This is a genomic window from Caballeronia sp. EK (assembly GCF_014384845.1).
In the GTDB taxonomy this organism is placed as follows: Bacteria; Pseudomonadota; Gammaproteobacteria; order Burkholderiales; family Burkholderiaceae; genus Caballeronia; species Caballeronia jiangsuensis.
Genome location: NZ_JACSUE010000007.1, coordinates 115,677 through 135,746 on the forward strand (window position 1 = coordinate 115,677; position 20,070 = coordinate 135,746).

Here is a 20,070-nt window from a genome sequence, read left to right on the forward strand (position 1 = left end):
CCAGGTTCAGAAAAACTGAATGTTCAGGTCATGAAATTCAACTTTCCCTATTCTAGCGATTCGGTGAACATGGGCACTCCTTCAACCCGGCACAACCACTCGGAGAATTGGCGTATGAGCGCTCCCGTTGTTTTCATCGATGGCGATCAGGGCACCACCGGACTGCAAATCCACGAACGGCTGCGCAATCGGACCGACATCACGCTGCTCACGCTTCCAGCCGCAGAACGCAAGGATGCGCGCCGTCGCGCCGAAGCCATCAACGCCTGCGATATCGCCATTCTCTGTTTGCCCGATGCCGCGGCACGCGAGGCGGTAGACGCTATCGTCAATCCTGCCGTCAGAGTCATCGACGCAAGTTCGGCCCACCGCACACAGCCGGGCTGGACATACGGCTTTCCGGAGATGACGCCGGGACAGGCCGAGCGCATCGCGAGCGCGCGTCGGGTCACCAATCCCGGCTGCTACCCGACGGGGGCGATCGGCTTGCTGCGTCCCCTGTTGCAGGCTGGGCTCATACCGGGCAACTACCCCGTCAGCATTCATGCGGTGTCCGGCTACTCCGGACGCGGTCGTGCCGGCGTGGAGGAACACGAAGGGCAAGATGCCGTCAACGCCCCTTCGTTCCAGGTATATGGCCTGGGACTCGCGCACAAGCACGCCCCGGAAATTCAGGCGCACGCCGGACTCGCGCAGCGGCCCATCTTCGTCCCTGCATATGGTGCGTTTCGTCAGGGCATTGTGTTGACGGTGCCGCTGGCGTTGCGGCTGCTCGCTCCCGACGTAGACGCCGCCGCGTTGCACGCATGCCTTGCACGCCACTATGCGGACGCAGCGCACGTGCGTGTCTTGCCGATGCATGAGGCGGGTGTCCTGACGCACCTCGATCCGCAAGCGCTGAACGGTACGAACGACATGCGCTTGAGCGTGTTTTCTAACATGGAACACGGGCATGTCTTGTTGTCCGCGGTTTTCGACAATCTCGGCAAAGGCGCATCCGGCGCTGCAGTTCAGAACCTGAACTTGATGCTCGCGCGCGAATAATGGCCGTGAAGGCGGCCTTTGCGAAGCCGCAATGAGCAAGCGATCCTCAAGGATGAGTCACGCCACGGCTTTGAGAATGTCCTCCACCATCTTCTTCGCTTCAGCGACGCGGCCTCAACCATCAGCGGCAATTTCCTCGAGTGCGAGCGCAATGAATGCCCGTGCTGCCGCGCTTCGATACGCGCCTTTGCGCAGCAGCAACGCAGCGGTTCTCTGCGGCAGCGCCGGCTTCAGGTCCACGAGATTCAAGTCGCGGTGCTCGCGCGCTATCGCCGCTGGCAGCAGCGTTGCGAGCGTGCTGCGACGCACGAGCTCGATGACCGCACTGATCGAATTAACCTCCATCGCAATGCGCGGCGCAACGCCGTGTTGCCTGCAATACCGATCGATGTATTGTCGCGTCGCAAATTCCTCGTTGAGCAACACGAGCGCTTCGCTTTCGAACTCGCGAAGTGTCAGCGGAACGCGCTTCTTCGCATAGCGATGCGACTTACCAACCACCATCGCCAAAGCCTCGACGAAAAGCACCTGTGTCTCGATCTCGGGTGAGTGCGTATCGCTGAACGCAATGCCGACATCGAGCGCATCTTCATTCAACAACGCCTCCATGCGCTCTTGCGGCATTTCGTGGATGTCGAGCGTGATGTTCGGATAGCGGTGGTTGTACTTCCGCAGCAACGGACCGATCAGGTAGGCCGTGAACGTCGGAGTCATCGCGAGGCGCAGTGAGCCGCGAGTCAGATCCTGCACGTCATGGATGGCCCGCTTGCCCGCCTCCAGATCCTGCAGCGCACGCTGCGCGTAGCGCACATAGGCAGCGCCGGCGTCGGTCAACTGAATCGTCCGGCCGGACCGGTCGAGCAATTGCGCGTCGAGTGCATCCTCGAGTTGCCTGATCTGTTGCGACAACGTCGGCTGCGACACGTGCAGCGCCTCGGCCGCCCGCGTGAAGTTGCGGTGTTCCGCGACCGCCAGAAAATAACGGATGTGCCGGAGCAACATGGGCCCCTCCAAACTATTGGCGCTGCCTATAGGGAGAATAAGAAACCGGTCTTGGACACTATATCTCGCCCGGCGCATTCTTCGTCCATCGGTGCTCAACACGCAGACCCAGATGGAGCGAAACATGCAGGACATCATCGACGGCTTCCTGAAATTCCAGCGCGACGCGTTCCCGCAGCGGTCCGAGCTTTTCAGGCGGCTGGCCACCAGCCAGAACCCGCGTACCTTGTTCATTTCCTGTTCGGATAGCCGGCTCGTGCCGGAACTCGTCACGCAGCGCGAACCCGGCGACCTGTTCGTGATCCGCAATGCCGGCAATATCGTGCCGTCGTATGGTCCGGAACCGGGCGGCGTGACCGCTACCGTTGAATACGCCGTCGCCGCGCTCGGCGTGACCGATGTGGTGATTTGCGGCCACTCCGACTGCGGCGCGATGACCGCCATCGCCACATGCAAGTGCATGGACCACATGCCGGCCGTGCGCAACTGGCTGCGCTATGCGGACTCCGCGAAGGTCGTCAACGAGGCGCGCGAGCATAAGAGCGAACGCGACAGGATCGACTCGATGGTCCGCGAAAACGTGATCGCCCAGCTCGCCAACATCAAGACGCATCCTTCGGTGCGGCTCGCACTCGAACAAGGACATCTGGCCCTGCATGGATGGGTGTACGACATCGAAAGCGGCTCGATCGATACGCTCGACAGTGCGACCAACCGGTTCGTTTCCCTGGCTCAACATCCACACACATGTGCAACGCCGGCTCGACTCAATCTCGCGGCCTGATCCACTGCTTTTCTTCCAACATCGACTCAATCGCAAGGAGCATCATCATGACGCAATCCCTGTCCAGCCAGGCCCCCCGTGAAGCACTGACCGACGCCATCATCGACGCTAAGGTTCGCCAAGGCCTGACGTTCGAACAGATCAATGAAGGCACGGGCTTGAGTCTCGCTTTCGTCACCGCCGCACTGCTCGGCCAGCACCCGCTGCCTGCAGGCGCTGCGCAAGTCGTGGCCGACAAACTCGAGCTCGGCGAAGACGCCGTTCGCTTGCTGCAAGCGATTCCCGTACGCGGCAGCATTCCCGGCGGCGTGCCGACCGATCCGACGATCTACCGGTTCTACGAAATCGTGCAGATCTACGGTTCAACGTTAAAGGCGCTGGTTCACGAAAAGTTCGGCGACGGCATCATCAGCGCGATCAACTTCAAGCTGGACATCAAGAAAGTCGACGATCCGGAAGGCGGCTCGCGCGCCGTGATCACGCTCGACGGAAAGTATCTGCCGACCAAGCCGTTCTGATGCGCCGGGGGAAATCACTGTTCGATGTGGAGATTTCCCCTTCGAGAACACCCGCCATCACATCTGAAAGCGGTCACGCGTCGTCACATAGTCGCTCGCGCCGAAACGACCTACCGGAAAGTAATGCTCCAGGCGCACGCGCCATGTATCGATATCGATGAGTTCGTCACGCGCATGAAGCATCAGCACGCGGCCGATGAAGATGTGGCGGCTCGCCGTTTCGAGCGTTTCCCACAACGCGCACTCGAACGCGACGGGCGCCTCGGCGATACGCGGCGGCTTCACGCGTGTCGAGGCGAGCGCGCTCAGGCCCACCTGTTCGAGCTCGGAGACATCCGCGGCGAAGCTTTCACCGCAGCGATGCATCTGCTGCGCGATGGCTTCATCGGCAAGATGCACGACGAATTCCTTTTCGCGCGGGACATTCACCGCGGTGTCCTTCAACGTGCCGTCTGCCAGCCGGTTGATGCTGATCATGACGATGGGCGGCTCTTCGCCCAGCATATTGAACATCGAGAACGGCGCGGCGTTCACGGTGCCGTCCGCGCCGAGCGTGGTGACGAGCGCGATGGGCCGCGGCACGATGAGACTCGCCATCAGCTTGTAACGCTGATACTCGGTAATCGCTTCGAAATCGATTTCCATGTCACTCCACTGCGGTTCGTTGCGCGGGATCGATGCCGAGCAGATGCGCGAGCCCGTTTGCGCCCGGCATGCGCGATGTCTCGATGCGCGCCTCCAGGCTGCGCAGATGCGCCATCATGTGCGCGATCGCGCCCGCGGCATCGCGCGCTTCGAGGCAATCGAGGATGGCGGTGTGCTCGTCGTGCTCGCACGGCGCGTTGCCGGCCGGCTCGTAAGCGCCGACGATCAACGAGCAGCGCGAGACCAGTTCGCTCAGATAGTGTTCGAGGATCGCATTGCCCGCAAGCGCCGCGATACGCAGATGAAATGCGCTCGCAAGCCGCGCCCACGATGGCTGATCGAAGCGATGCATCGCCTCGTGTTCCTCGTCGAGCTGTCCGCGCAACGCGGCGATATCGGCGGCGCTCGCGCGCTCCGCCGCGAGTTCGACGAGCGCACGCTCGACCGAACGCCGTGCCTCGAAAATCGCGCGCGTCTCCTCGCGGGTCGGCTGCGCGATCACCGCGCCCTTGTTCGGACGCAGCACGACGATGCCGTCGTACGCGAGCTTTTCCAGCGCGCGCCGCACCGCCGCGCGGCCCACGCCGAACAGCGCACATAGCTCGGGCTCGGGCAGTTTCGTGCCGGGCGCGAGCCTGCGATTGAGCACGCCCTCGAAGATCGACCGATAGACGCGCGCGTCCGCGCTTTCCTTCCCGCTCTTCATGCGGCCTGCGCCGGCACGGGCACGGCTTCTTCGGCATGACGCGCGATCGCGCCGGGCGTCGCGAGCCAGATGTCCTCGCGCGACGCTGCGATATGCGCCAGCGCACGCCGCAAATGCCGCAACCGGTACGGCTGCCCGACGATATACGGATGCAGCGCGATGCCCATCACGAGTGCTTGCGGCGTGCGCGCGCGCAGCGTCTGTTCGAGCATCTCGTCGAACTGATCGATGATCATGTCCGCGAAGTCGCGCATGTCCATGTGACGCGCCATGATCATCGGCAGATCGTTCAGCTCCTGCGGATACGGAATCGACCAGAGCGGGCCGCCGCGCGTGTTCATGCGCACGGGCCGGTCGTCGTGACACCAGTTGAGCGTGTAGCGGAAGCCGGTCTCGGCGAGCAGGTCCGGCGTGCGATGCGATTCGGAGATCCACGGCGAGAGCCATCCCGAAGGCGCCGCGCCGGAACATTCGAGCATGCGTGCGCGGCAGTGCGCGAGCAGCGCGCGTTCGCCGTCTTCGTCGAGATCGCTCTGACGCTGCGCGTTCGTGTGCCCGTGCGCGATGAGTTCGTCGCCACGCGCGGCGCATGCTTCGACGAGCGCGGGACAGTGATCATAGAGCGACGTATTGATGAGCGTGCCCGCGGGCAAATCGAGCGCATCGAACAGTTCGATGCAACGCCACGCGCCCACGCGGTTGCCGTACTCGCGCCAGCTGTAGTTGAGCACATCGGGCTGCGGCGACAGCGGCCCGAGCGCCGCGCCCAGCCCCTCGCCGAACGCGAAGTGTTCAAGGTTGAAGCCGAGATAGACCGCGAGGCCCGCGCCGTTCGGCCAGCGATAACCATCGCTTTCGTGGATCGGCCGATAGTCGAAGCGTCCATGCGTCTTCAACGGAGCGAAGTCGTTCATTGTCGAATGTGATGAACCGGTTTGGTTAGGTCATGCCCCATAGCGGACGTGATCCGCACCTCGATTGCACACGCCAGGTGTCTAGAAATGCTGACGATCGGGGTCCGCGATCGTGTGCAATATGCGCGCCAATTCGTCGACACCTGCTGTCAGCGTATTCGGCAGCGTTCTGGACGTGCGACTCGGCCGTGCGGCCGGACACGAATGGCATATGTCTTGCAATGGCTTGCCCGCTGTACTCCATCAGCGTCTTCAACAGGACAAGCCTTCATGGTTCAACCGGCATCCACGGTGGTTCGCGCGAGCCCGGCCGATATCGAGCTCGTGCATGTTTCGAAGCGCTATGGCGATGCGCTCGCCGTCGACGCCATCGATCTGCGCATTCCCGGCGGCGCGTATTGCTGTCTGCTCGGGCCGTCCGGTTGCGGCAAGACGTCGACGCTGCGCATGATCGCGGGCCACGAGTGGGTGTCCGAAGGCGATGTGCTGATCGGCGGGCGCAATGTCACGCGCGAGCAGCCGGTCGCGCGCGGCACGGCGATGGTGTTTCAGAGCTATGCGCTCTTCCCGCATCTCTCTGCGCTCGACAACGTCGCGTTCAGCCTCAAGGTGCGCGGCGTCGCGAAGGAAGCGCGCAGGAAGCGCGCGGGCGAACTGCTGGAACTCGTCGCGATGTCGGCCTACGCGAGCCGCAAGCCTGCGCAGCTTTCGGGCGGACAGCAGCAGCGTATTGCACTTGCGCGAGCGCTCCTCAACGAGCCGCGCTGCCTGCTGCTCGACGAGCCGCTCTCCGCGCTCGATCCGTTCCTGCGCGTGCAGATGCGCGCTGAACTCAAGCGCTGGCAGAAGGAACTCGGCATCACTTTCGTGCACGTCACGCATTCGCAGGAGGAAGCGATGGCGCTCGCCGATCTCGTAGTGGTGATGAGTCACGGTCATATCGAGCAGAGCGGCACGCCTTTCGACGTATTCAACCGGCCGCGCACGGAATTCGTCGCGCGCTTTCTGGGCGGTCATAACGTGCTCGGCTCGAACGGGCGGCTCTTCACGGTGCGCGCGGATCATCTGCGCATCGCGCCGCATGGCGTCGCGCCCGGCACGAGCGCGGGCGACAGCGGTCTTCTGCGCATCGGCGGACTCGCGTGCACGGTGCGCGAAGCCGAGTATCAGGGCACGCATCTGCGCATGACGCTCGATCCGCTCGACGGCTCTCCCGAGCTCGTCTCGATGATCAGCGACGCCGACTACGACGCGCAACGCGCCGGCCCCGGCGCGCGCGTGACGGTGTGGTGGGACGAGCAGAACGCGCATCCGCTCGCCGCGTGAGATCAGGCAATCACAACTTCAAATTCGAGGAGAGTCCATGAACGACGAACAAGCCAACGCACGCGAAGCAGACACCACGAACGCAGGCATTTCACGCCGCACGTTCATCAAGGGCGCGGTGGCGGCGGCGGGCATCGCCGGGTTTCCGTATGTGCACGCGCAGGAGAAGATCACATTGCGCTATCTCGGCACCGCGGTGAACCAGAGTGCGGAGATCGCGAAGAAGTTCAAGGAAGATACGGGCATCGAGATTCAATACATTCCCGTCACGACCGACGATGTGACCAAGCGCATCATCACGCAACCGAATTCGTTCGATATCGTCGATACCGAATACTTCTCGCTCAAGAAGCTGATTCCCGCCGGCACGCTCGCGGGCATGGATGCGAAGCGCATCAAACTCGCGGACAAGATCACGCCCGTATTGACCAAGGGCGAGGTGAACGGCAAGAAGATCGGCGATCAGGGCACCGCGCCGAAGAAGGTGATGTTCCTCAAGGGCGCGCGTTCGACGGAGTTCAGCGCGACGCCAACCGAATGGATGACGCTCATCCCCACGACGTACAACGCGGACACGCTCGGCATCCGCCCGGACCTCATCTCGCGGCCCGTGACGACATGGGCCGACCTGCTCGATCCGCAGTTCAAGGGGAAAGCGGCGCTGCTCAACATTCCGGCCATCGGCATCATGGATGCGGCCATGGCGATCGAAGCGACGGGTCACGTCAAGTACGGCGACAAGGGCAACATGACGAAGGCGGAGATCGACCAGACCATCAAGGTGCTGATCGAAGCGAAGCGCGCCGGACAGTTCCGCGCGTTCTGGCGCGACTTCAACGAGAGCGTGAACCTGATGGCCTCGGGCGAAGTGGTGATCCAGTCGATGTGGTCGCCCGCCGTTACCAAGGTCCGCACGATGGGCATCGCGTGCAAGTTCCAGCCGCTCAAGGAAGGCTATCGCTCGTGGGCCTCGGGCTTCGGCTTTCCGCGCTCGCTGCAGGGCAGGAAACTCGATGCCGCGTATGAGTTCGTCAACTGGTTCCAGGACGGCTGGGCGGGCGCGTATCTGATGCGCCAGGGTTATTACCCCGGCGTGACCGAAACGGCCAAGTCGCACATGCAGGCCTACGAGTGGGACTACTGGATGGAAGGCAAGCCCGCCGCGCAGGACATCAAGGCGCCCGACGGCCAGTTGCTGGAGAAGGCCGGCACCGTGCGCGACGGCGGCTCGTACACCCAGCGCATGGGCGCGATCGCCTGCTGGAACGCGGTGATGGACGAGAACATCTACATGGTCCAGAAATGGAACGAGTTCATCGCCGCATAAGGGAGCGCCGCTCACGATGGCTTCGGTCGAATATCTCCAGCAGGCAAAGCAGACGCCGGTGCGTCACCGCCGCGTGAGCGCGTGGCTGCAAGCGACGCCGCTCACGCTGACCTTCCTGCTGTTCTTCATCGTGCCGCTCGTGATCACACTGATCGTGAGCTTCTGGGACTTCAACGAATATCAGATCATCCCCGCCTTCACGCTGAAGAACTACGCGGCGATATTCGACGGCTGCGGTTCGTTCACGGACGTCTGCGTGACCTTCAAGACGTACTGGTCGACGCTCAGGTTCTGCGCGATCGTGTGGGCGGTGACGCTCGTGCTCGGCTTCGCGATCGCGTACTTCCTCGCCTTTCACGTGCGCACCACCGCGATGCAGACCGTGCTGTTTCTCGTCTGCACCATTCCGTTCTGGACCTCGAACGTGATCCGCATGATTTCGTGGATTCCACTTCTCGGGCGCAACGGCCTCGTGAATCAGGCGCTGATGTCGGCGCATCTCGTCGAGCGGCCCATAGAATGGCTGCTGTACTCGAACTTCTCGGTCGTGCTCGCGTTCGTGCATCTCTATACGTTCTTCATGATCGTGCCGATCTTCAACGCGATGATGCGCATCGACCGCGCGCTGCTCGAAGCGGCGCGCGACGCCGGCGCAAGCGGCTGGCAGGTCATTCGCGACGTGGTGTTGCCGCTATCGAAGACGGGCATCGTGATCGGCTCGATCTTCGTCGTCACCATCGTGATGGGCGACTTCCTCACCGTCGGCGTGATGGGCGGACAGCAAATCGCCTCGGTGGGCAAGATCATCCAGGTGCAGACCGGCTATCTGCAGTTTCCCGCCGCGGCGGCCAACGCGATCATCCTGCTCGCCGTCGTGCTGATGATCGTATGGGCGCTGACGCGCGTCGTCGATATCAGAAAGGAGCTGTGACATGGCGGGTGCAATCGCGCATCGGGAACATCGGCCCGCGAGCTTCTACTGGCTCGCGCTCCTCTTCGGGCTATTCGTGCTGTTCCTGTACGGACCGGTCATCACGATCTTCATTCTGTCCTTCCAGGGTCCGGAAGGCGGTCTCACCTTCCCGATGCGCGGCGTCTCGCTGCACTGGTTCGCCGCGTTGCGCGACGGCGTCGGCGATATCGACATCTGGGCCGCGTTCGGACGCTCCGTGAAACTCGCGCTCGCGGTGACAGTGCTGACCGTGCTGTTTTCACTGAGCGCGGGCCTTGCGTTCAGGCGGCGCTTTCGCGGCGATACCGCGGTGTTCTATGTTTCCGTGGCGAGCCTCATCATGCCGTCGATCATCGTGTCGCTCGGTATCGGCCTCACCTTTCGCCTGCTCGATACGCTCATCAAATATCTGGCGAACGAATGGGGCTTTCAGTCGTTCGCGGATGGCTGGACCACGTCGATGGGTCTCTTCACCTCGGCGCTCGGCGCGCATCTCACGTGGACGCTGCCGTTCGGCCTGCTCGTGATGTTCGCCGTGTTCAACCGTTTCAATCCGGCGTACGAGGAAGCGGCGCGCGATCTTGGCGCGTCGCCGTGGCAGTCGTTCAAACATGTGGTGCTGCCGATCATCGGGCCTTCCGTGATCGGCGTCGGCATGTTCGGCTTCACGCTCTCGTGGGATGAGATCGCGCGAACCTCGCAAGCGATAGGCGATCAGAACACGCTGCCGCTCGAATTGCAGGGCTTGACGACATCGGTGACCACGCCCGTCATCTACGCGCTCGGCACGGTGACGACGCTGATGTCGCTTGCGGTGATGGTCGGCGGCCTGTTGATCGTGAGATCGATTGCCAGGCGTCGAAAGCTCGTCAACTGAAGGGCTTACGTCAGTTCGAGCACACGCTCTCCGGCAAGGAACGCGCGCACCAGTTCATGCGCCTGCGACTTGTGCGCGGCCTGCCATGACGGCGCGAGCATGTCGGTATCGAACATCCGCGAGATCGTGTACGCGTTCGACTTGTGAAAATAAGCGAGGCTCACGAGCGTCACGTACAGATGCAGCGGATCGATGCCGCGACGCAAGGTGCCCGCGGTTTCGCCGCGCCTGATGAGCGTGCGCAACTTGTCGAGCACGGGCGATGACATCGCCTGAATCACTTTCGAGCGCTTCAGAAAGCGCGCGCGATTCAGGTTCTCCCACGACAGCAGGCACAGCAATTCCGGATGCGCGGCGAAATGGCCTTCGGTGAAATCGTAGAGCTGCAGAATGCCGGCCGCGGGATCGACGCTTCGCACGTCGAGCGTCACCGCGAGTTCCGCTTCGCGCAACCGCGCGAGCACATGTTCGAGCACTTCGACATACAGCGCTTCCTTGCCGCCGAAGTAGTGGTAAATCATGCGGATGTTCACCTTCGCGCGGCTCGCGATCGTCTCGACGCGCGCGCCGCTGAAGCCCTTGTCGGCGAACTCCCGGATGGCGATTCTGAAGATGCGCTCGCGCGTTTTGGCGGCGAGCTGCTGGCGGCGTGTGGGCTCGTCTTTCTTGTTCTTCGCGGGAACAGCGGTACGTGGCATGAATTCGATCGATGAGTTGAACACGGCGCGACGAAACACGATGGTACTCCGTCGCACCGCCGCCGCTAGCGTTTGAACGGCTGCGTGAGCGCGGGCGGTGCGGTCTGCCGGCCGATCAGCCCCGCTACCGCGACCAGCGCGAGCAGGTACGGCAGCATGATGAGCAACGCCGTCGGCACGTGCAGGCCGAACATCGGCAACTGGAACTGCATGGCGGTGGCCGCGCCGAACAGCAGGCAAGCGAGCGCCGTGCGGCCGATCTTCCAGTTGCCGAAGATGATCGCCGCAATCGCGAGATAACCCGTGCCGTTGGTCATGCCTTCGGTGAACGTGTGAATGTCGCCGATAGAGATGAAGCATCCCGCCGCCGCCGACATCACGCCGGAGAACAGCACCGCGCCGTAACGGATGCGCGCGACGGGCAGGCCCGACTGATCGACCGCGCGCGGCGCGACGCCCGTTGCATGCAGCGCGACGCCGAGCGCTGTGCGGCGCATGATGACCGAGGTCGCGAGCAGCACCGCGAGCCCCGCATAGAGCAGCCACACTTGCCCGAACACGGGTTCGCCGATCAGCGGCAATTTTCCGAGCACGGGCGGCGACCAGTGCGCGAGTCCCGGAATCGCGGCGCTCGATCTTTCACCGAAGATCTCGCGATAAGCGAGCGTCGTGCCGCCGAGCGCAAGAATGTTGATGCCGATGCCCGTCACGATCTGATTCGCGCGCAGCGTCACGCTCAGGAACGCCTGCAGCAGCGCGAGCGGAATCACGCCGAGCACGCCGCACAGCAGACCGATCGACGGATTGCCGGTGAGCCATGAAAACGTCGCGCCGAGAAACGCGCCGGTGAGCATCATGCCTTCGACGCTCATGTTGAGCACGCCCGCGCGCTCGCTCACGAGTTCGCCGGTTGCGGCGAGCATCATCGGTGCGGAGAGACGAATGGATGCGCCCGCGAAGACCGCGAGAAGTTCGAGATTCATCGCCGTGCCTCTCCCTTGTCGAGCCACAACGCGCCGCCCGCGAGCGCTATCGTGACGATGCCCTGCACGATCAGCACGAGCGCCGAAGGCACCTGCGCGACCATCTCCATGTTGATGCCGCCCGAGCGCAGAAAGCCGAACAGCAGCGCCGCCGCGAACACGCCGGTAATCGAACCGCGCGCGAGCAGGCCGACCACGAGTCCATCGAAACCATAGCCCGACGAGAAACCCGCCTTGAGCGAGTATTGATCGCCTTGCAGCATCAGCGCGCCGGCGAGTCCGCTGAACGCGCCCGCGAGCGCGAGCGCGCCGACCAGCGATGACGTGATCGGCAAGCCCGCGCGTTTCGCCGCGATGGCGTTGAGCCCGGCGGCGCGCAGCGCGAGACCGAAGCGCGTGCGCGCGAGCAGGATCGCGGATGCGATGGCGAGCACGATAGTGACCGGCAAGCCGATGTTCAGGTTCATGCCGCTCGCGGCGAGGATCGCGGGAAGCTTGGTCGGATCGGGAATTTCGAGCGATTCGGGCAAGGTGGCGCCGTTCGTCATCGGCTGGCGCAGCAGCGCTTCGCTCTGCACGCACCAGTAGAGCAGCCACACCGCGATGAACGAGAGCAGCAACGTGCTGATCACTTCGTTGGTGCCGGCCTTCGCCTTCAGCACGCCCGGCACGCCGCCCCACACCGCGCCCGCCGCGGCCGCGCACAGCATCGGCACGACGAACGACAGACCGAAGGGCAGATGCGCGCAACCGCCATAGAGACTCATCGCGGTCGCGACGATGCCGCCGATCGCGAGCTGCCCTTCTCCGCCGACGTTCGTGAGCTTCGCGCGGTTCGCGATGACGAAGCCCGTGCCGACGAGCGCGAACGCGAGACTGCGATTGATCGACGCACCGATCGCATAAGGCGAGCCCCACGCGCCATCGGCGAAAGCGGCGAGCGCCTCGGCGATGGAAACGTGCATCAGCGCGATCAACGCGAGCGCGGCGAGCATCGCGAACGCGACGGCCGCCGCAATCACGCATGCCACGCGCAAGTGCGGCCAGCGCGCGCGCCAGCTTTGCGTGCCAGGCGCGGACGCGAGCGGTGTTTGCAGCTTCATGTGCGGATTCATGCAGTCTCTCCCGCGCCAGCCATCCACGCGCCGATGCGTCCGCGATTGCTCGCATCGGGCGTACAAGTGCCCATGATGCGTCCGCGATACAGCACGACGATGCGATCGGCGACGCTCATCAGCTCGTCGAGTTCGGAGGAAACAAGCAGCACGCCCACGCCGCGATCGCGCGCCGCGCGGATGTGCGAATACACGGCGGCGACCGCGCCGACATCGAGACCGCGCGTCGGCTGCGCGGCGAGCAGAAAGATCAGCGGATCGAGCGTCAGTTCGCGCGCGAGCACGGCCTTTTGCTGATTGCCGCCCGAAAGTCCGCCGAAGAGCGCATCGGGACCGCTTGCGCGCACATCGAAACGCTGCATCAGTTCGAGCGCCGCGGCGCGCATCGCACGGCGCTTCAGAAAGCCGCCGCGCGTGTAGCGGTCGAGATGATTGAGCAGCAGATTGTCGGCGAGGCTCATGCCGGTGACGCAGCCGACCGCGTGCCGGTCTTCCGGCACGATGCCCACGCCCGCTTGCGTGAGTTCGCGCGGGCTCGCCTGAGTCATGTCGCGCCCGGCAATGAAAAAGCGCCCTGCCGATGCGCCCGACATGCCCGCGAGCACCGCGCCGAGTTCGCTCTGTCCATTGCCCTCCACGCCCGCAATGCCGACGATCTCGCCGCGATTCACGACGAGCGTGCAGTCGCTCAAGCGCGCGACGCCCTCGGCATCGCGCGCGCTGAGTCCATCGATCTGCAGCACTTCGTCCTGCAACGGGCGCGAGTATGGCGAGGCGCTTTTCACGAGCGACAGACGCCCGGCGAGATCGTCGGGGGTGTCGTCGCCTTCGCGATGGATCATCGCGTGTACGAGCCGGTCGATCTCCGTCGCGGGCGATGCCGAACGCGCCACCACGCGGCCCGATTGCAGCACGGTCGCATGCGTGGCGATGCGGCTGATCTCCTTCAGCTTGTGCGTGACGAGCACCACCGCACAGCCGCGCGCGGCCACGCGCTCGCAGGTGTCGAGCAAAGCGTCGATTTCGGCGGGCAGGAGCACGGCGGTCGGTTCATCGAGCAGCAGGAGACGCGGCTCGCGCATCAGGCACTTCACGATCTCCACGCGCTGCCGCTCGCCGACGGAAAGATCCGCCACCTTCGCTTCGAGCGCCAGTTCCAGCCCGACGCTCGCGAGCACGGCGCGCACGCGTTCGGCTTCGCGCTGCCGATGAAGCCATCCGCGCGCCTGTCCGAGCAACAGATTGTCGAGCACGCTGGCGTCGTCGACGAGACTGAAATGCTGATGCACCATCGCGATGCCGTGCGCGAGCGCCTCGCGCGGATTGCGCGGACGATACGGCGCGCCGTTCACGCGCATGGCGCCGGAATCCGGCTGATGCACGCCGAAGATGACGTTGCACAGCGTCGACTTGCCCGCGCCGTTTTCGCCGAGCAGGCAATGCACATCGCCCGGCATCAGGTCGAGTGAGACGCCTTCGAGCGCGGTGAACGTGCCGAAGCGCTTGCCGATGTCCGTGAGCGCGAGGATCGGCGCGGCATCGAGCGAAGGAGAAGGCAGCGTGCTCATCCCTCGGACACCTTGATCTTGCCGCTCAGGATGTCGTCTTCGATCTGCTTGAGCTTCGCGTCCATCGCAGGCGTCGACTTGCAGACGACCATGCCCGACGCCTTCGGTCCCATCGCGAGGCCGAACGCCTTGTAGCCGGGCTGCCACTGCCCTTTCTCCAGTTGTTCGATCGCGTATTGCGCCTGATAACCCACGCCCGTGATGCTGTACGCGATATAGAGCGGATCGCTTCCGCAGCGGTCCGTATAGCTGCCGATGATATGCGTGTCCTTCTCCTTGGCGGCCTGTTCGAGTCCGCGCAAGCCGAGGTTCAGGATGTGGTAGTGCACGTCGGCGCCCTGCGCGATGGCCGCCGCCGTCGCTTCGCGCGACTTCGCGACGTTGTCGAAGTCGCCGGTATAGCTCTCGAAGTATTTGATCTTCGGATTGACGTAGCGCGCGCCGTTGCCGAACTCCTTGCCCGCGTTGACGATCGACGGAATCTCCATGCCGCCGACATAACTCACCGCGCCGTTCTTCGACAGCATCGCGGCCGCCGCGCCCGCGACGAACGCGATCTCGGCCTGCTTCACGTCATAGCCCGCAACATTGGCCGGCATGTTCTCGCCCTTGTTGCCGCCGACGACGGAGAACTTCACGTTCGGAAAGCGCTTCGCGATCTTGAGCACGGCCGCCTGCGTCTGCCCGCCGATGCCGATCACGAGCTGATTCTTCGTCGCGAGATTGGTGAGCGCCTGCTCCATGTCCGCGTAGTTGATGTTCTCGATGATCTGCGTCTTGAGCTTCGGCCCGAACTCCTTCTGCGCGGCGAGCACGCCGTCGTAGCCCGATTCCATCCAGCCCTTGTCCGTCTTCGAGCCGGGAATCAGCACGCCGACGCGCATCGCGTCATCGGCGGCGTGCGCATCGGAGAGAAAGAACGCGGGCGCGGCGAGCGCGACGACACCGGCCGTCACGACGAGGCGCGACACGAGACGACGGCGCAATTTTTCGCGAGAAGCCTGTTGCAAGCTCGACATCACTGGCACTCCTTTTGCGTTGACTTTCGGTAAGTAGGTTATTCATGACTGAAACGCTCATTGCAACTTCGATGCCAATGCGCCTTCGGTGCGATGAAGAACCGCTTCGTCGATGCCACGCAGAACGCCGACGGATGACGCGCTTGCGCCGCGTCTCCGATGCACTCGTACTCCATTGATCCAACGCTTCGGAGAACCCGATGGACCACGCTTCAAACCCAGACCGGACAACGGCGGGCGGCCCGCTCGGCGCCTTTGCGCAGACCCGCTGGCACGCCACGGATGCGCTCGTCGACATGGCCGTGCAAGCGCCCGCGCCGCGCATCGCGATACTCGATTCCGCGCCGCAGAAAGTGCGCTTCGACATCGAAAAAACGGCGCTCGTCATCATCGACATGCAGAACGACTTCTGCACCAAAGGCGGGTGGGTGGACCATATCGGGGGCGATTACGGTGCGGACCGCGCGCCGATTGCACCACTGCAGCGCCTGCTGCCGATCGCGCGCAAGAGCGGCGTGCCGGTGATCTGGGTCAACTGGGGCAATCGGCCTGATCTCGCCAACATGCCGCCGAACCAGCTTCATCTGTACAAGCCGAAGGGCACGGGCATCGGGCTCGGCGAGGCGCTGCCGGAACACGGCGCGCGCGTGCTGGAAAAGGACTCGTGGGCGGCCGCCGTCGTCGATGAACTGATGATCGAGCCGCAGGACATTCGCGTGGACAAGTACCGCATCAGCGGCTTCTGGGACACGCCGCTCGACAGCATCCTGCGCAATCTCGGCGCGCGCACGCTCTTCTTCGCGGGCGTGAACACGGATCAATGCGTGATGCACACACTCACCGACGCCAACTTCCTCGGCTACGGCTGCGTGATGCTGACCGACTGCTGCGCGACGTCATCGCCCGCGTTCTGCACCGAGGCGAGCATCTGGAACGTGAAGAAGTGCTATGGCTTCGTCGCGGACTCGCTTCAGTTCGCCGATGCGTTGAGGGGAGCGAATCAATGAGCGCCTTCGTTCCCGGCCCGCGCGTACATGTCGCCGCAACTTCGGGCGGTGCGCTCGATGGTCTGCGCTTTGCCGTCAAGGATCTGATCGACGTGGCCGGCGTCACGACGGGCGGCGGCAATCCCGACTGGCTCGCCACGCATGAACCCGCCGCGCGCCATGCGCCTTGTGTCGCGAAACTGCTGGCCGCCGGCGCGAGCTTGGACGGCAAGACCATCACCGATGAACTCGCCTACAGCCTCGAAGGCGTGAACGCGCATTACGGCACGCCGGTCAATCCGCGCTGGCCGCACGCATTGCCGGGCGGATCGTCGAGCGGCTCGGCATCTGCGGTTGCGAATGGCGATGTCGACTTCGCGCTCGGCACCGATACCGGCGGTTCCGTACGCGTGCCCGCCGCGTTCTGCGGCCTGTGGGGCATTCGCCCGACGCACGACGACGCCGCGCTCGACGGCGTGCTGCCCTTCGCGCCCTGCTTCGATACGGTGGGCTGGTTCGCGCGTTCGGGCGAATTGCTCGCGCGCGTCGCCGACGTCATGCTCGATGACGTCGCCGCACTCGACGCGCCCGCATCGTTCGTGCTCTTCAAGGAAGCATTCGATACGCGCGCCGAGCGCGAGCCGGACGATGCGCAGCGCCTGCGCGAACTGTCGATGGCGCATGACGAGATCGAGATCTTCGCGGGCGATCGCGCACGCTGGCTGCACGTGTATCAGCACTTGCAGGACGATGCCATTCGCGCCTCGCTCGGCGCTTGGATCGATGCGCATGCGCCGCGCTTCGGCGCGGACATCGCCACGCGTTTTGCGCGGATGAAGTCGCTCGACGACGCCGAAGTCGAACGCTGCCGCGCGATGCGTACGACGCTCGCCGCGCATGTGGACGACATCGTGGCGAACGCGCTGATCGTGCTGCCGACGACGCCACGCGCACTGCTCGACAAGAACGAGCCGCCTGACGGCATCGGCGCGTTCTATCGCGATGCGCTCACCATGAACGCGGTCGCCGCGTTCGGCGGCTTGCCGCAAGTCACCGTGCCGGTCGTGAACGGACCCGACAGGCCGCTCGCGCTGTCTTTCATCGGTCCGCGCGGCAGCGATCGCGCGCTGATCGCCCGCGTGCGCCAAATATTTCCCAATGTTTCGTGAGCATGAACCCCATGTCCTCTTCCATCGACGCCTATGTCGAAGCCGCGCTCGCGTTGCATTTTCCGGCGCTTTCCGACGAAGCCGCCGCGCGCGTGAAAGCGCAATTCGCGCGCATCGCGCAGCTCGCCGCGCCCGTGCTCGCGTATCACGTCGATGCCAACGACGAACCCGCGCCGGTATATCGCCCATGACGACATCGAACCATTTCCCGTATGGCGCACTCGCCATCGCGCGCGCCTATGCCAATGGCGACTTCAGCGCACGCGAACTGATCGAGGCGACGCTTGCGCGCATCGACGCCTACGACGCACAGGTCAACGCATTCACTGCCATCACACGCGAACGCGCGCTCGTCGAAGCGGACGCGCTCGATGCCCGTCGCGCGCGTGGCGACACGTTGCCGCCGCTCGCGGGCGTGCCGTTCGCCGCGAAGAATCTCTTCGATATCGAGGGCATCGCGACGTTGGCCGGTTCGCGCGTGCTCGGGGACGCGCCGGCCGCCGCCCGCGATGCGGCGCTCGTGACGCGTCTCACCGGTCAGGGCGCGATCATGATCGGCGCGCTCAACATGGACGAGTTCGCCTATGGATTCACGACCGAGAATCACCATGCGGGGCCGTGCCGCAATCCGCACGATCTGACGCGCTCGGCGGGCGGATCGTCGGGCGGAAGTGCGGCCGCGGTCGCCGCAGGCTTCGTACCCATCACGCTCGGCACGGACACGAACGGGTCGGTGCGCGTGCCCGCGTCGCTGTGCGGCGTGTTCGGCGTGAAGCCGACTTATGGACGCCTGTCGCGCCACGGCACCTATCCGTTCGTCACGAGCCTGGATCACATGGGCGCTTTTGCGCGCAGCGTCGATGATCTCGCCGCCACCTACGACGCATTGCAGTTCGCCGATCCGCTCGATCCGGCGTGCGCGCAACGGGCCTTCGAATCCGCGAATGCGAAGCACGGCGGATTGCGAGTCGCGCGGCTAGGCGGCTATTTCGATGAACACGCGAACGACGACGCGCGCCATGCATCGCATGCGGCGGCAGAGGCGCTGGGCGCATCGGAGACCGTCGACTATCCCGATGCCGAAGCCGCTCGCGGCGCGGCGTTTCTCATCACGGCGGCCGAGGGCGGTCAGTTGCACATGGCGAACCTGCGTGCGCGATACGACGAGCGCGAACCGTTGTCGCGCGATCGCCTGATCGCGGGCGCGCTGCTGCCCGCGGCGTGGGTGGTGCAGGCGCAGCGCGTGCGCGCGGCGTTGAGAACCCGCGTGCTCGAATTGTTCGAACGCTACGACGTGCTCGTCGCGCCGGCGACGCCGATGGTCGCGCCGCGCATCGGCGACGAGTTCATGGACATCAACGGCGAGCGGCTCGCCGTGCGGCCGAATCTGGGGCTCTTGACGCAGCCGGTGTCGTGCCTCGGACTGCCGGTCGTCGCCGCGCCGATGCGCACGAGAAGCGGGTTGCCTATCGCCGTGCAACTGATCGCACCGCCGTGGCGCGAGGATCTCGCGTTCGAAGCGGCGCGCCGGCTGGAGACGGCCCAGGTCGCGCATTGCCCGCCGCCGCCCGTGTTCGACGAGGCGCTTCTTTTGCCGGGAGCGGACGCATGAACGAGATCAATCGGCCCGACGTGCTCGCCGAAGTCGATGCGGCTTTCGACGCGTACGAGCAAGCGCTCGTCACTAATGACGTCGCCATGCTCGACACGCTGTTCTTCGACTCACCGCATACGCTGCGCTATGGCGCGACGGAAAACCTCTACGGCTATGATGCGATCCGCGCGTTTCGCGCTGCGCGGCCGGGCCAAGGCCTCGCGCGGGAGATCACGGCGCGCGTCGTGACGACATACGGCGACGCATTCGCCGTCGCCAATATCGAGTTTCGGCGCGATGGCGAGCCGCGCATCGGCAGACAGAGTCAGACGTGGGTGAAGATGCCCGACGGCTGGCGCGTGGTGAGCGCGCATGTGAGCTGGATGGGCGCGTAGACGCTGTGCGGTTCGACGAATGGCTCAGCACGAATCGAGCGCAGCCTTGAATCCATCTTCCGTAAGCGGCTTGAGATATGCCCCGTCAAAATGATCCGACAGCTCGTCCACGTGACGCGCGTCACCTGTTACCGCGACGACACATGCGAGCTTGCTCGGCCCCGCTGCCCGCAAGCGCCTGCACAGATCGCGGCCGTCCACATCCGGCAAGCCGATGTCCAGAAAGATGGTGTCGTATCGGGTCTCGCGCGTGAGCAGCATCGCCTGATGCCCGTCATAGGCGACATCCGCGTCGTGCCCCAGAGACCTCGCCAGATCTCGGAACGCCTCGCAGAGGCGCATATCATTTTCTACAAAGAGGACGCGCATAGTTGAGTCACCGAGGCGTTGTTCGTCATGCCTCAGGTCGACTCAAGGGCTTTTGAGATCAGACCGTCCTGAAGCTGTT

At 64.3% G+C, this 20,070-nt stretch carries 22 protein-coding genes; 12 read left to right on the forward strand and 10 right to left on the reverse strand.

What is annotated here, in order from left to right:
- The first annotated feature begins 114 nt into the window (after positions 1–114).
- The gene (gene argC, locus IAG25_RS21955) at positions 115–1,044 is read left to right on the forward strand and encodes an N-acetyl-gamma-glutamyl-phosphate reductase (protein WP_187607111.1); all 930 of its coding nucleotides are present in this window, start codon (positions 115–117) and stop codon (positions 1,042–1,044) included.
- Between the two features lie 114 nt (positions 1,045–1,158).
- On the opposite strand, the gene cynR is transcribed toward argC, so the two are convergent.
- Complete coding sequence (gene cynR / locus IAG25_RS21960; protein WP_187607112.1) at positions 1,159–2,046, reverse strand: transcriptional regulator CynR; 888 nt, start codon at positions 2,044–2,046, stop codon at positions 1,159–1,161.
- A gap of 124 nt (positions 2,047–2,170) precedes the next feature.
- Between cynR and IAG25_RS21965 the strand changes: the two genes are divergently transcribed.
- Entirely contained in the window at positions 2,171–2,830 is a 660-nt protein-coding gene (locus tag IAG25_RS21965) for a carbonic anhydrase (protein WP_187606727.1), read from the forward strand.
- Between the two features lie 47 nt (positions 2,831–2,877).
- On the forward strand, positions 2,878–3,348 hold the full coding sequence (gene cynS, locus IAG25_RS21970; protein ID WP_187607113.1) for a cyanase: 471 nt from the start codon (positions 2,878–2,880) through the stop codon (positions 3,346–3,348).
- Between the two features lie 57 nt (positions 3,349–3,405).
- Here the strand turns inward: cynS and IAG25_RS21975 are convergent, their stop codons facing one another.
- The 3 genes from IAG25_RS21975 to IAG25_RS21985 are packed head-to-tail and all read right to left on the reverse strand — an operon-like array spanning position 3,406 to position 5,613.
- A complete protein-coding gene (locus IAG25_RS21975; RefSeq protein ID WP_187606728.1) occupies positions 3,406–3,993 on the reverse strand; it encodes a flavin reductase family protein in 588 nt (195 codons plus the stop codon).
- A gap of 1 nt (position 3,994) precedes the next feature.
- Positions 3,995–4,699, reverse strand: a complete 705-nt coding sequence (locus tag IAG25_RS21980; protein WP_187606729.1) for a GntR family transcriptional regulator — start codon at positions 4,697–4,699, stop codon at positions 3,995–3,997.
- On the reverse strand, positions 4,696–5,613 hold the full coding sequence (locus IAG25_RS21985) for a polysaccharide deacetylase family protein (protein WP_187606730.1): 918 nt from the start codon (positions 5,611–5,613) through the stop codon (positions 4,696–4,698). The genes IAG25_RS21980 and IAG25_RS21985 overlap by 4 nt, the downstream gene beginning before the upstream one ends.
- A gap of 270 nt (positions 5,614–5,883) precedes the next feature.
- Here IAG25_RS21985 and IAG25_RS21990 point away from each other — a divergent pair, with 270 nt between their 5' ends.
- From IAG25_RS21990 to IAG25_RS22005, 4 genes are read left to right on the forward strand one after another with little or no spacing between them, the layout of a single operon-like run.
- Entirely contained in the window at positions 5,884–6,939 is a 1,056-nt protein-coding gene (locus IAG25_RS21990; RefSeq protein ID WP_187606731.1) for an ABC transporter ATP-binding protein, read from the forward strand.
- 37 nt (positions 6,940–6,976) lie between these two features.
- Positions 6,977–8,266: an ABC transporter substrate-binding protein gene (locus IAG25_RS21995; protein ID WP_035500551.1), complete on the forward strand. Its 1,290-nt coding sequence runs from the start codon at positions 6,977–6,979 to the stop codon at positions 8,264–8,266.
- A 16-nt stretch (positions 8,267–8,282) separates the two neighbouring features.
- A complete protein-coding gene (locus IAG25_RS22000) occupies positions 8,283–9,197 on the forward strand; it encodes an ABC transporter permease (RefSeq protein ID WP_187606732.1) in 915 nt (304 codons plus the stop codon).
- A 1-nt stretch (position 9,198) separates the two neighbouring features.
- The gene (locus IAG25_RS22005) at positions 9,199–10,095 is read left to right on the forward strand and encodes an ABC transporter permease (protein ID WP_187606733.1); all 897 of its coding nucleotides are present in this window, start codon (positions 9,199–9,201) and stop codon (positions 10,093–10,095) included.
- 5 nt (positions 10,096–10,100) lie between these two features.
- Here the strand turns inward: IAG25_RS22005 and IAG25_RS22010 are convergent, their stop codons facing one another.
- The 5 genes from IAG25_RS22010 to IAG25_RS22030 form a co-directional block, all read right to left on the reverse strand.
- Positions 10,101–10,793: a TetR family transcriptional regulator gene (locus IAG25_RS22010; protein ID WP_187606734.1), complete on the reverse strand. Its 693-nt coding sequence runs from the start codon at positions 10,791–10,793 to the stop codon at positions 10,101–10,103.
- A gap of 65 nt (positions 10,794–10,858) precedes the next feature.
- Complete coding sequence (locus IAG25_RS22015; RefSeq protein ID WP_187606735.1) at positions 10,859–11,776, reverse strand: ABC transporter permease; 918 nt, start codon at positions 11,774–11,776, stop codon at positions 10,859–10,861.
- Positions 11,773–12,891: an ABC transporter permease gene (locus IAG25_RS22020; RefSeq protein WP_187606736.1), complete on the reverse strand. Its 1,119-nt coding sequence runs from the start codon at positions 12,889–12,891 to the stop codon at positions 11,773–11,775. Before IAG25_RS22020 ends, IAG25_RS22015 begins: the two co-directional genes overlap by 4 nt.
- The gene (locus IAG25_RS22025; RefSeq protein WP_187606737.1) at positions 12,888–14,459 is read right to left on the reverse strand and encodes an ABC transporter ATP-binding protein; all 1,572 of its coding nucleotides are present in this window, start codon (positions 14,457–14,459) and stop codon (positions 12,888–12,890) included. The genes IAG25_RS22020 and IAG25_RS22025 overlap by 4 nt, the downstream gene beginning before the upstream one ends.
- Positions 14,456–15,481 carry a BMP family protein gene (locus tag IAG25_RS22030; RefSeq protein ID WP_187606738.1) on the reverse strand — a complete coding sequence of 342 codons (1,026 nt, stop codon included), beginning with the start codon at positions 15,479–15,481 and terminating at the stop codon, positions 14,456–14,458. The genes IAG25_RS22025 and IAG25_RS22030 overlap by 4 nt, the downstream gene beginning before the upstream one ends.
- 197 nt (positions 15,482–15,678) lie before the next feature.
- On the opposite strand from IAG25_RS22030, the gene IAG25_RS22035 reads away from it, so the two are divergent.
- The 5 genes from IAG25_RS22035 to hpxZ are packed head-to-tail and all read left to right on the forward strand — an operon-like array spanning position 15,679 to position 19,622.
- Positions 15,679–16,485, forward strand: coding sequence for a cysteine hydrolase family protein (locus IAG25_RS22035; RefSeq protein ID WP_187606739.1), 807 nt, complete (start codon positions 15,679–15,681; stop codon positions 16,483–16,485).
- On the forward strand, positions 16,482–17,633 hold the full coding sequence (locus IAG25_RS22040; protein ID WP_187606740.1) for an amidase: 1,152 nt from the start codon (positions 16,482–16,484) through the stop codon (positions 17,631–17,633). Before IAG25_RS22035 ends, IAG25_RS22040 begins: the two co-directional genes overlap by 4 nt.
- 11 nt (positions 17,634–17,644) lie before the next feature.
- A complete protein-coding gene (locus IAG25_RS22045; protein WP_238212182.1) occupies positions 17,645–17,824 on the forward strand; it encodes an AtzG-like protein in 180 nt (59 codons plus the stop codon).
- A complete protein-coding gene (locus IAG25_RS22050; RefSeq protein ID WP_187606741.1) occupies positions 17,821–19,245 on the forward strand; it encodes an AtzE family amidohydrolase in 1,425 nt (474 codons plus the stop codon). Before IAG25_RS22045 ends, IAG25_RS22050 begins: the two co-directional genes overlap by 4 nt.
- Positions 19,242–19,622, forward strand: a complete 381-nt coding sequence (gene hpxZ / locus IAG25_RS22055; RefSeq protein WP_187606742.1) for an oxalurate catabolism protein HpxZ — start codon at positions 19,242–19,244, stop codon at positions 19,620–19,622. Before IAG25_RS22050 ends, hpxZ begins: the two co-directional genes overlap by 4 nt.
- A gap of 24 nt (positions 19,623–19,646) precedes the next feature.
- Here hpxZ and IAG25_RS22060 read toward each other — a convergent pair whose 3' ends face one another.
- Positions 19,647–19,991 (reverse strand): response regulator, encoded by a 345-nt coding sequence (locus tag IAG25_RS22060; protein WP_255503848.1) that lies wholly within the window; start codon positions 19,989–19,991, stop codon positions 19,647–19,649.
- Positions 19,992–20,070 lie beyond the last annotated feature (79 nt).

Coding starts and splice junctions, on each gene's coding strand:
- IAG25_RS21965 (WP_187606727.1), top strand. CDS start 2,171: ATGCAGGACATCATCGACGGCTTCCTGAAATTCCAGCGCGACGCGTTC.
- IAG25_RS21995 (WP_035500551.1), top strand. CDS start 6,977: ATGAACGACGAACAAGCCAACGCACGCGAAGCAGACACCACGAACGCA.
- IAG25_RS22000 (WP_187606732.1), top strand. CDS start 8,283: ATGGCTTCGGTCGAATATCTCCAGCAGGCAAAGCAGACGCCGGTGCGT.
- IAG25_RS21990 (WP_187606731.1), top strand. CDS start 5,884: ATGGTTCAACCGGCATCCACGGTGGTTCGCGCGAGCCCGGCCGATATC.
- IAG25_RS22045 (WP_238212182.1), top strand. CDS start 17,645: ATGTCCTCTTCCATCGACGCCTATGTCGAAGCCGCGCTCGCGTTGCAT.
- IAG25_RS22040 (WP_187606740.1), top strand. CDS start 16,482: ATGAGCGCCTTCGTTCCCGGCCCGCGCGTACATGTCGCCGCAACTTCG.
- IAG25_RS22035 (WP_187606739.1), top strand. CDS start 15,679: ATGGACCACGCTTCAAACCCAGACCGGACAACGGCGGGCGGCCCGCTC.
- IAG25_RS22005 (WP_187606733.1), top strand. CDS start 9,199: ATGGCGGGTGCAATCGCGCATCGGGAACATCGGCCCGCGAGCTTCTAC.
- IAG25_RS22015 (WP_187606735.1), bottom strand. CDS start 11,776: ATGAATCTCGAACTTCTCGCGGTCTTCGCGGGCGCATCCATTCGTCTC.
- IAG25_RS22050 (WP_187606741.1), top strand. CDS start 17,821: ATGACGACATCGAACCATTTCCCGTATGGCGCACTCGCCATCGCGCGC.
- cynR (WP_187607112.1), bottom strand. CDS start 2,046: ATGTTGCTCCGGCACATCCGTTATTTTCTGGCGGTCGCGGAACACCGC.
- IAG25_RS22060 (WP_255503848.1), bottom strand. CDS start 19,991: ATGCGCGTCCTCTTTGTAGAAAATGATATGCGCCTCTGCGAGGCGTTC.
- IAG25_RS21975 (WP_187606728.1), bottom strand. CDS start 3,993: ATGGAAATCGATTTCGAAGCGATTACCGAGTATCAGCGTTACAAGCTG.
- cynS (WP_187607113.1), top strand. CDS start 2,878: ATGACGCAATCCCTGTCCAGCCAGGCCCCCCGTGAAGCACTGACCGAC.
- IAG25_RS22010 (WP_187606734.1), bottom strand. CDS start 10,793: ATGCCACGTACCGCTGTTCCCGCGAAGAACAAGAAAGACGAGCCCACA.
- IAG25_RS22020 (WP_187606736.1), bottom strand. CDS start 12,891: ATGAATCCGCACATGAAGCTGCAAACACCGCTCGCGTCCGCGCCTGGC.
- IAG25_RS22025 (WP_187606737.1), bottom strand. CDS start 14,459: ATGAGCACGCTGCCTTCTCCTTCGCTCGATGCCGCGCCGATCCTCGCG.
- argC (WP_187607111.1), top strand. CDS start 115: ATGAGCGCTCCCGTTGTTTTCATCGATGGCGATCAGGGCACCACCGGA.
- IAG25_RS21980 (WP_187606729.1), bottom strand. CDS start 4,699: ATGAAGAGCGGGAAGGAAAGCGCGGACGCGCGCGTCTATCGGTCGATC.
- IAG25_RS21985 (WP_187606730.1), bottom strand. CDS start 5,613: ATGAACGACTTCGCTCCGTTGAAGACGCATGGACGCTTCGACTATCGG.
- hpxZ (WP_187606742.1), top strand. CDS start 19,242: ATGAACGAGATCAATCGGCCCGACGTGCTCGCCGAAGTCGATGCGGCT.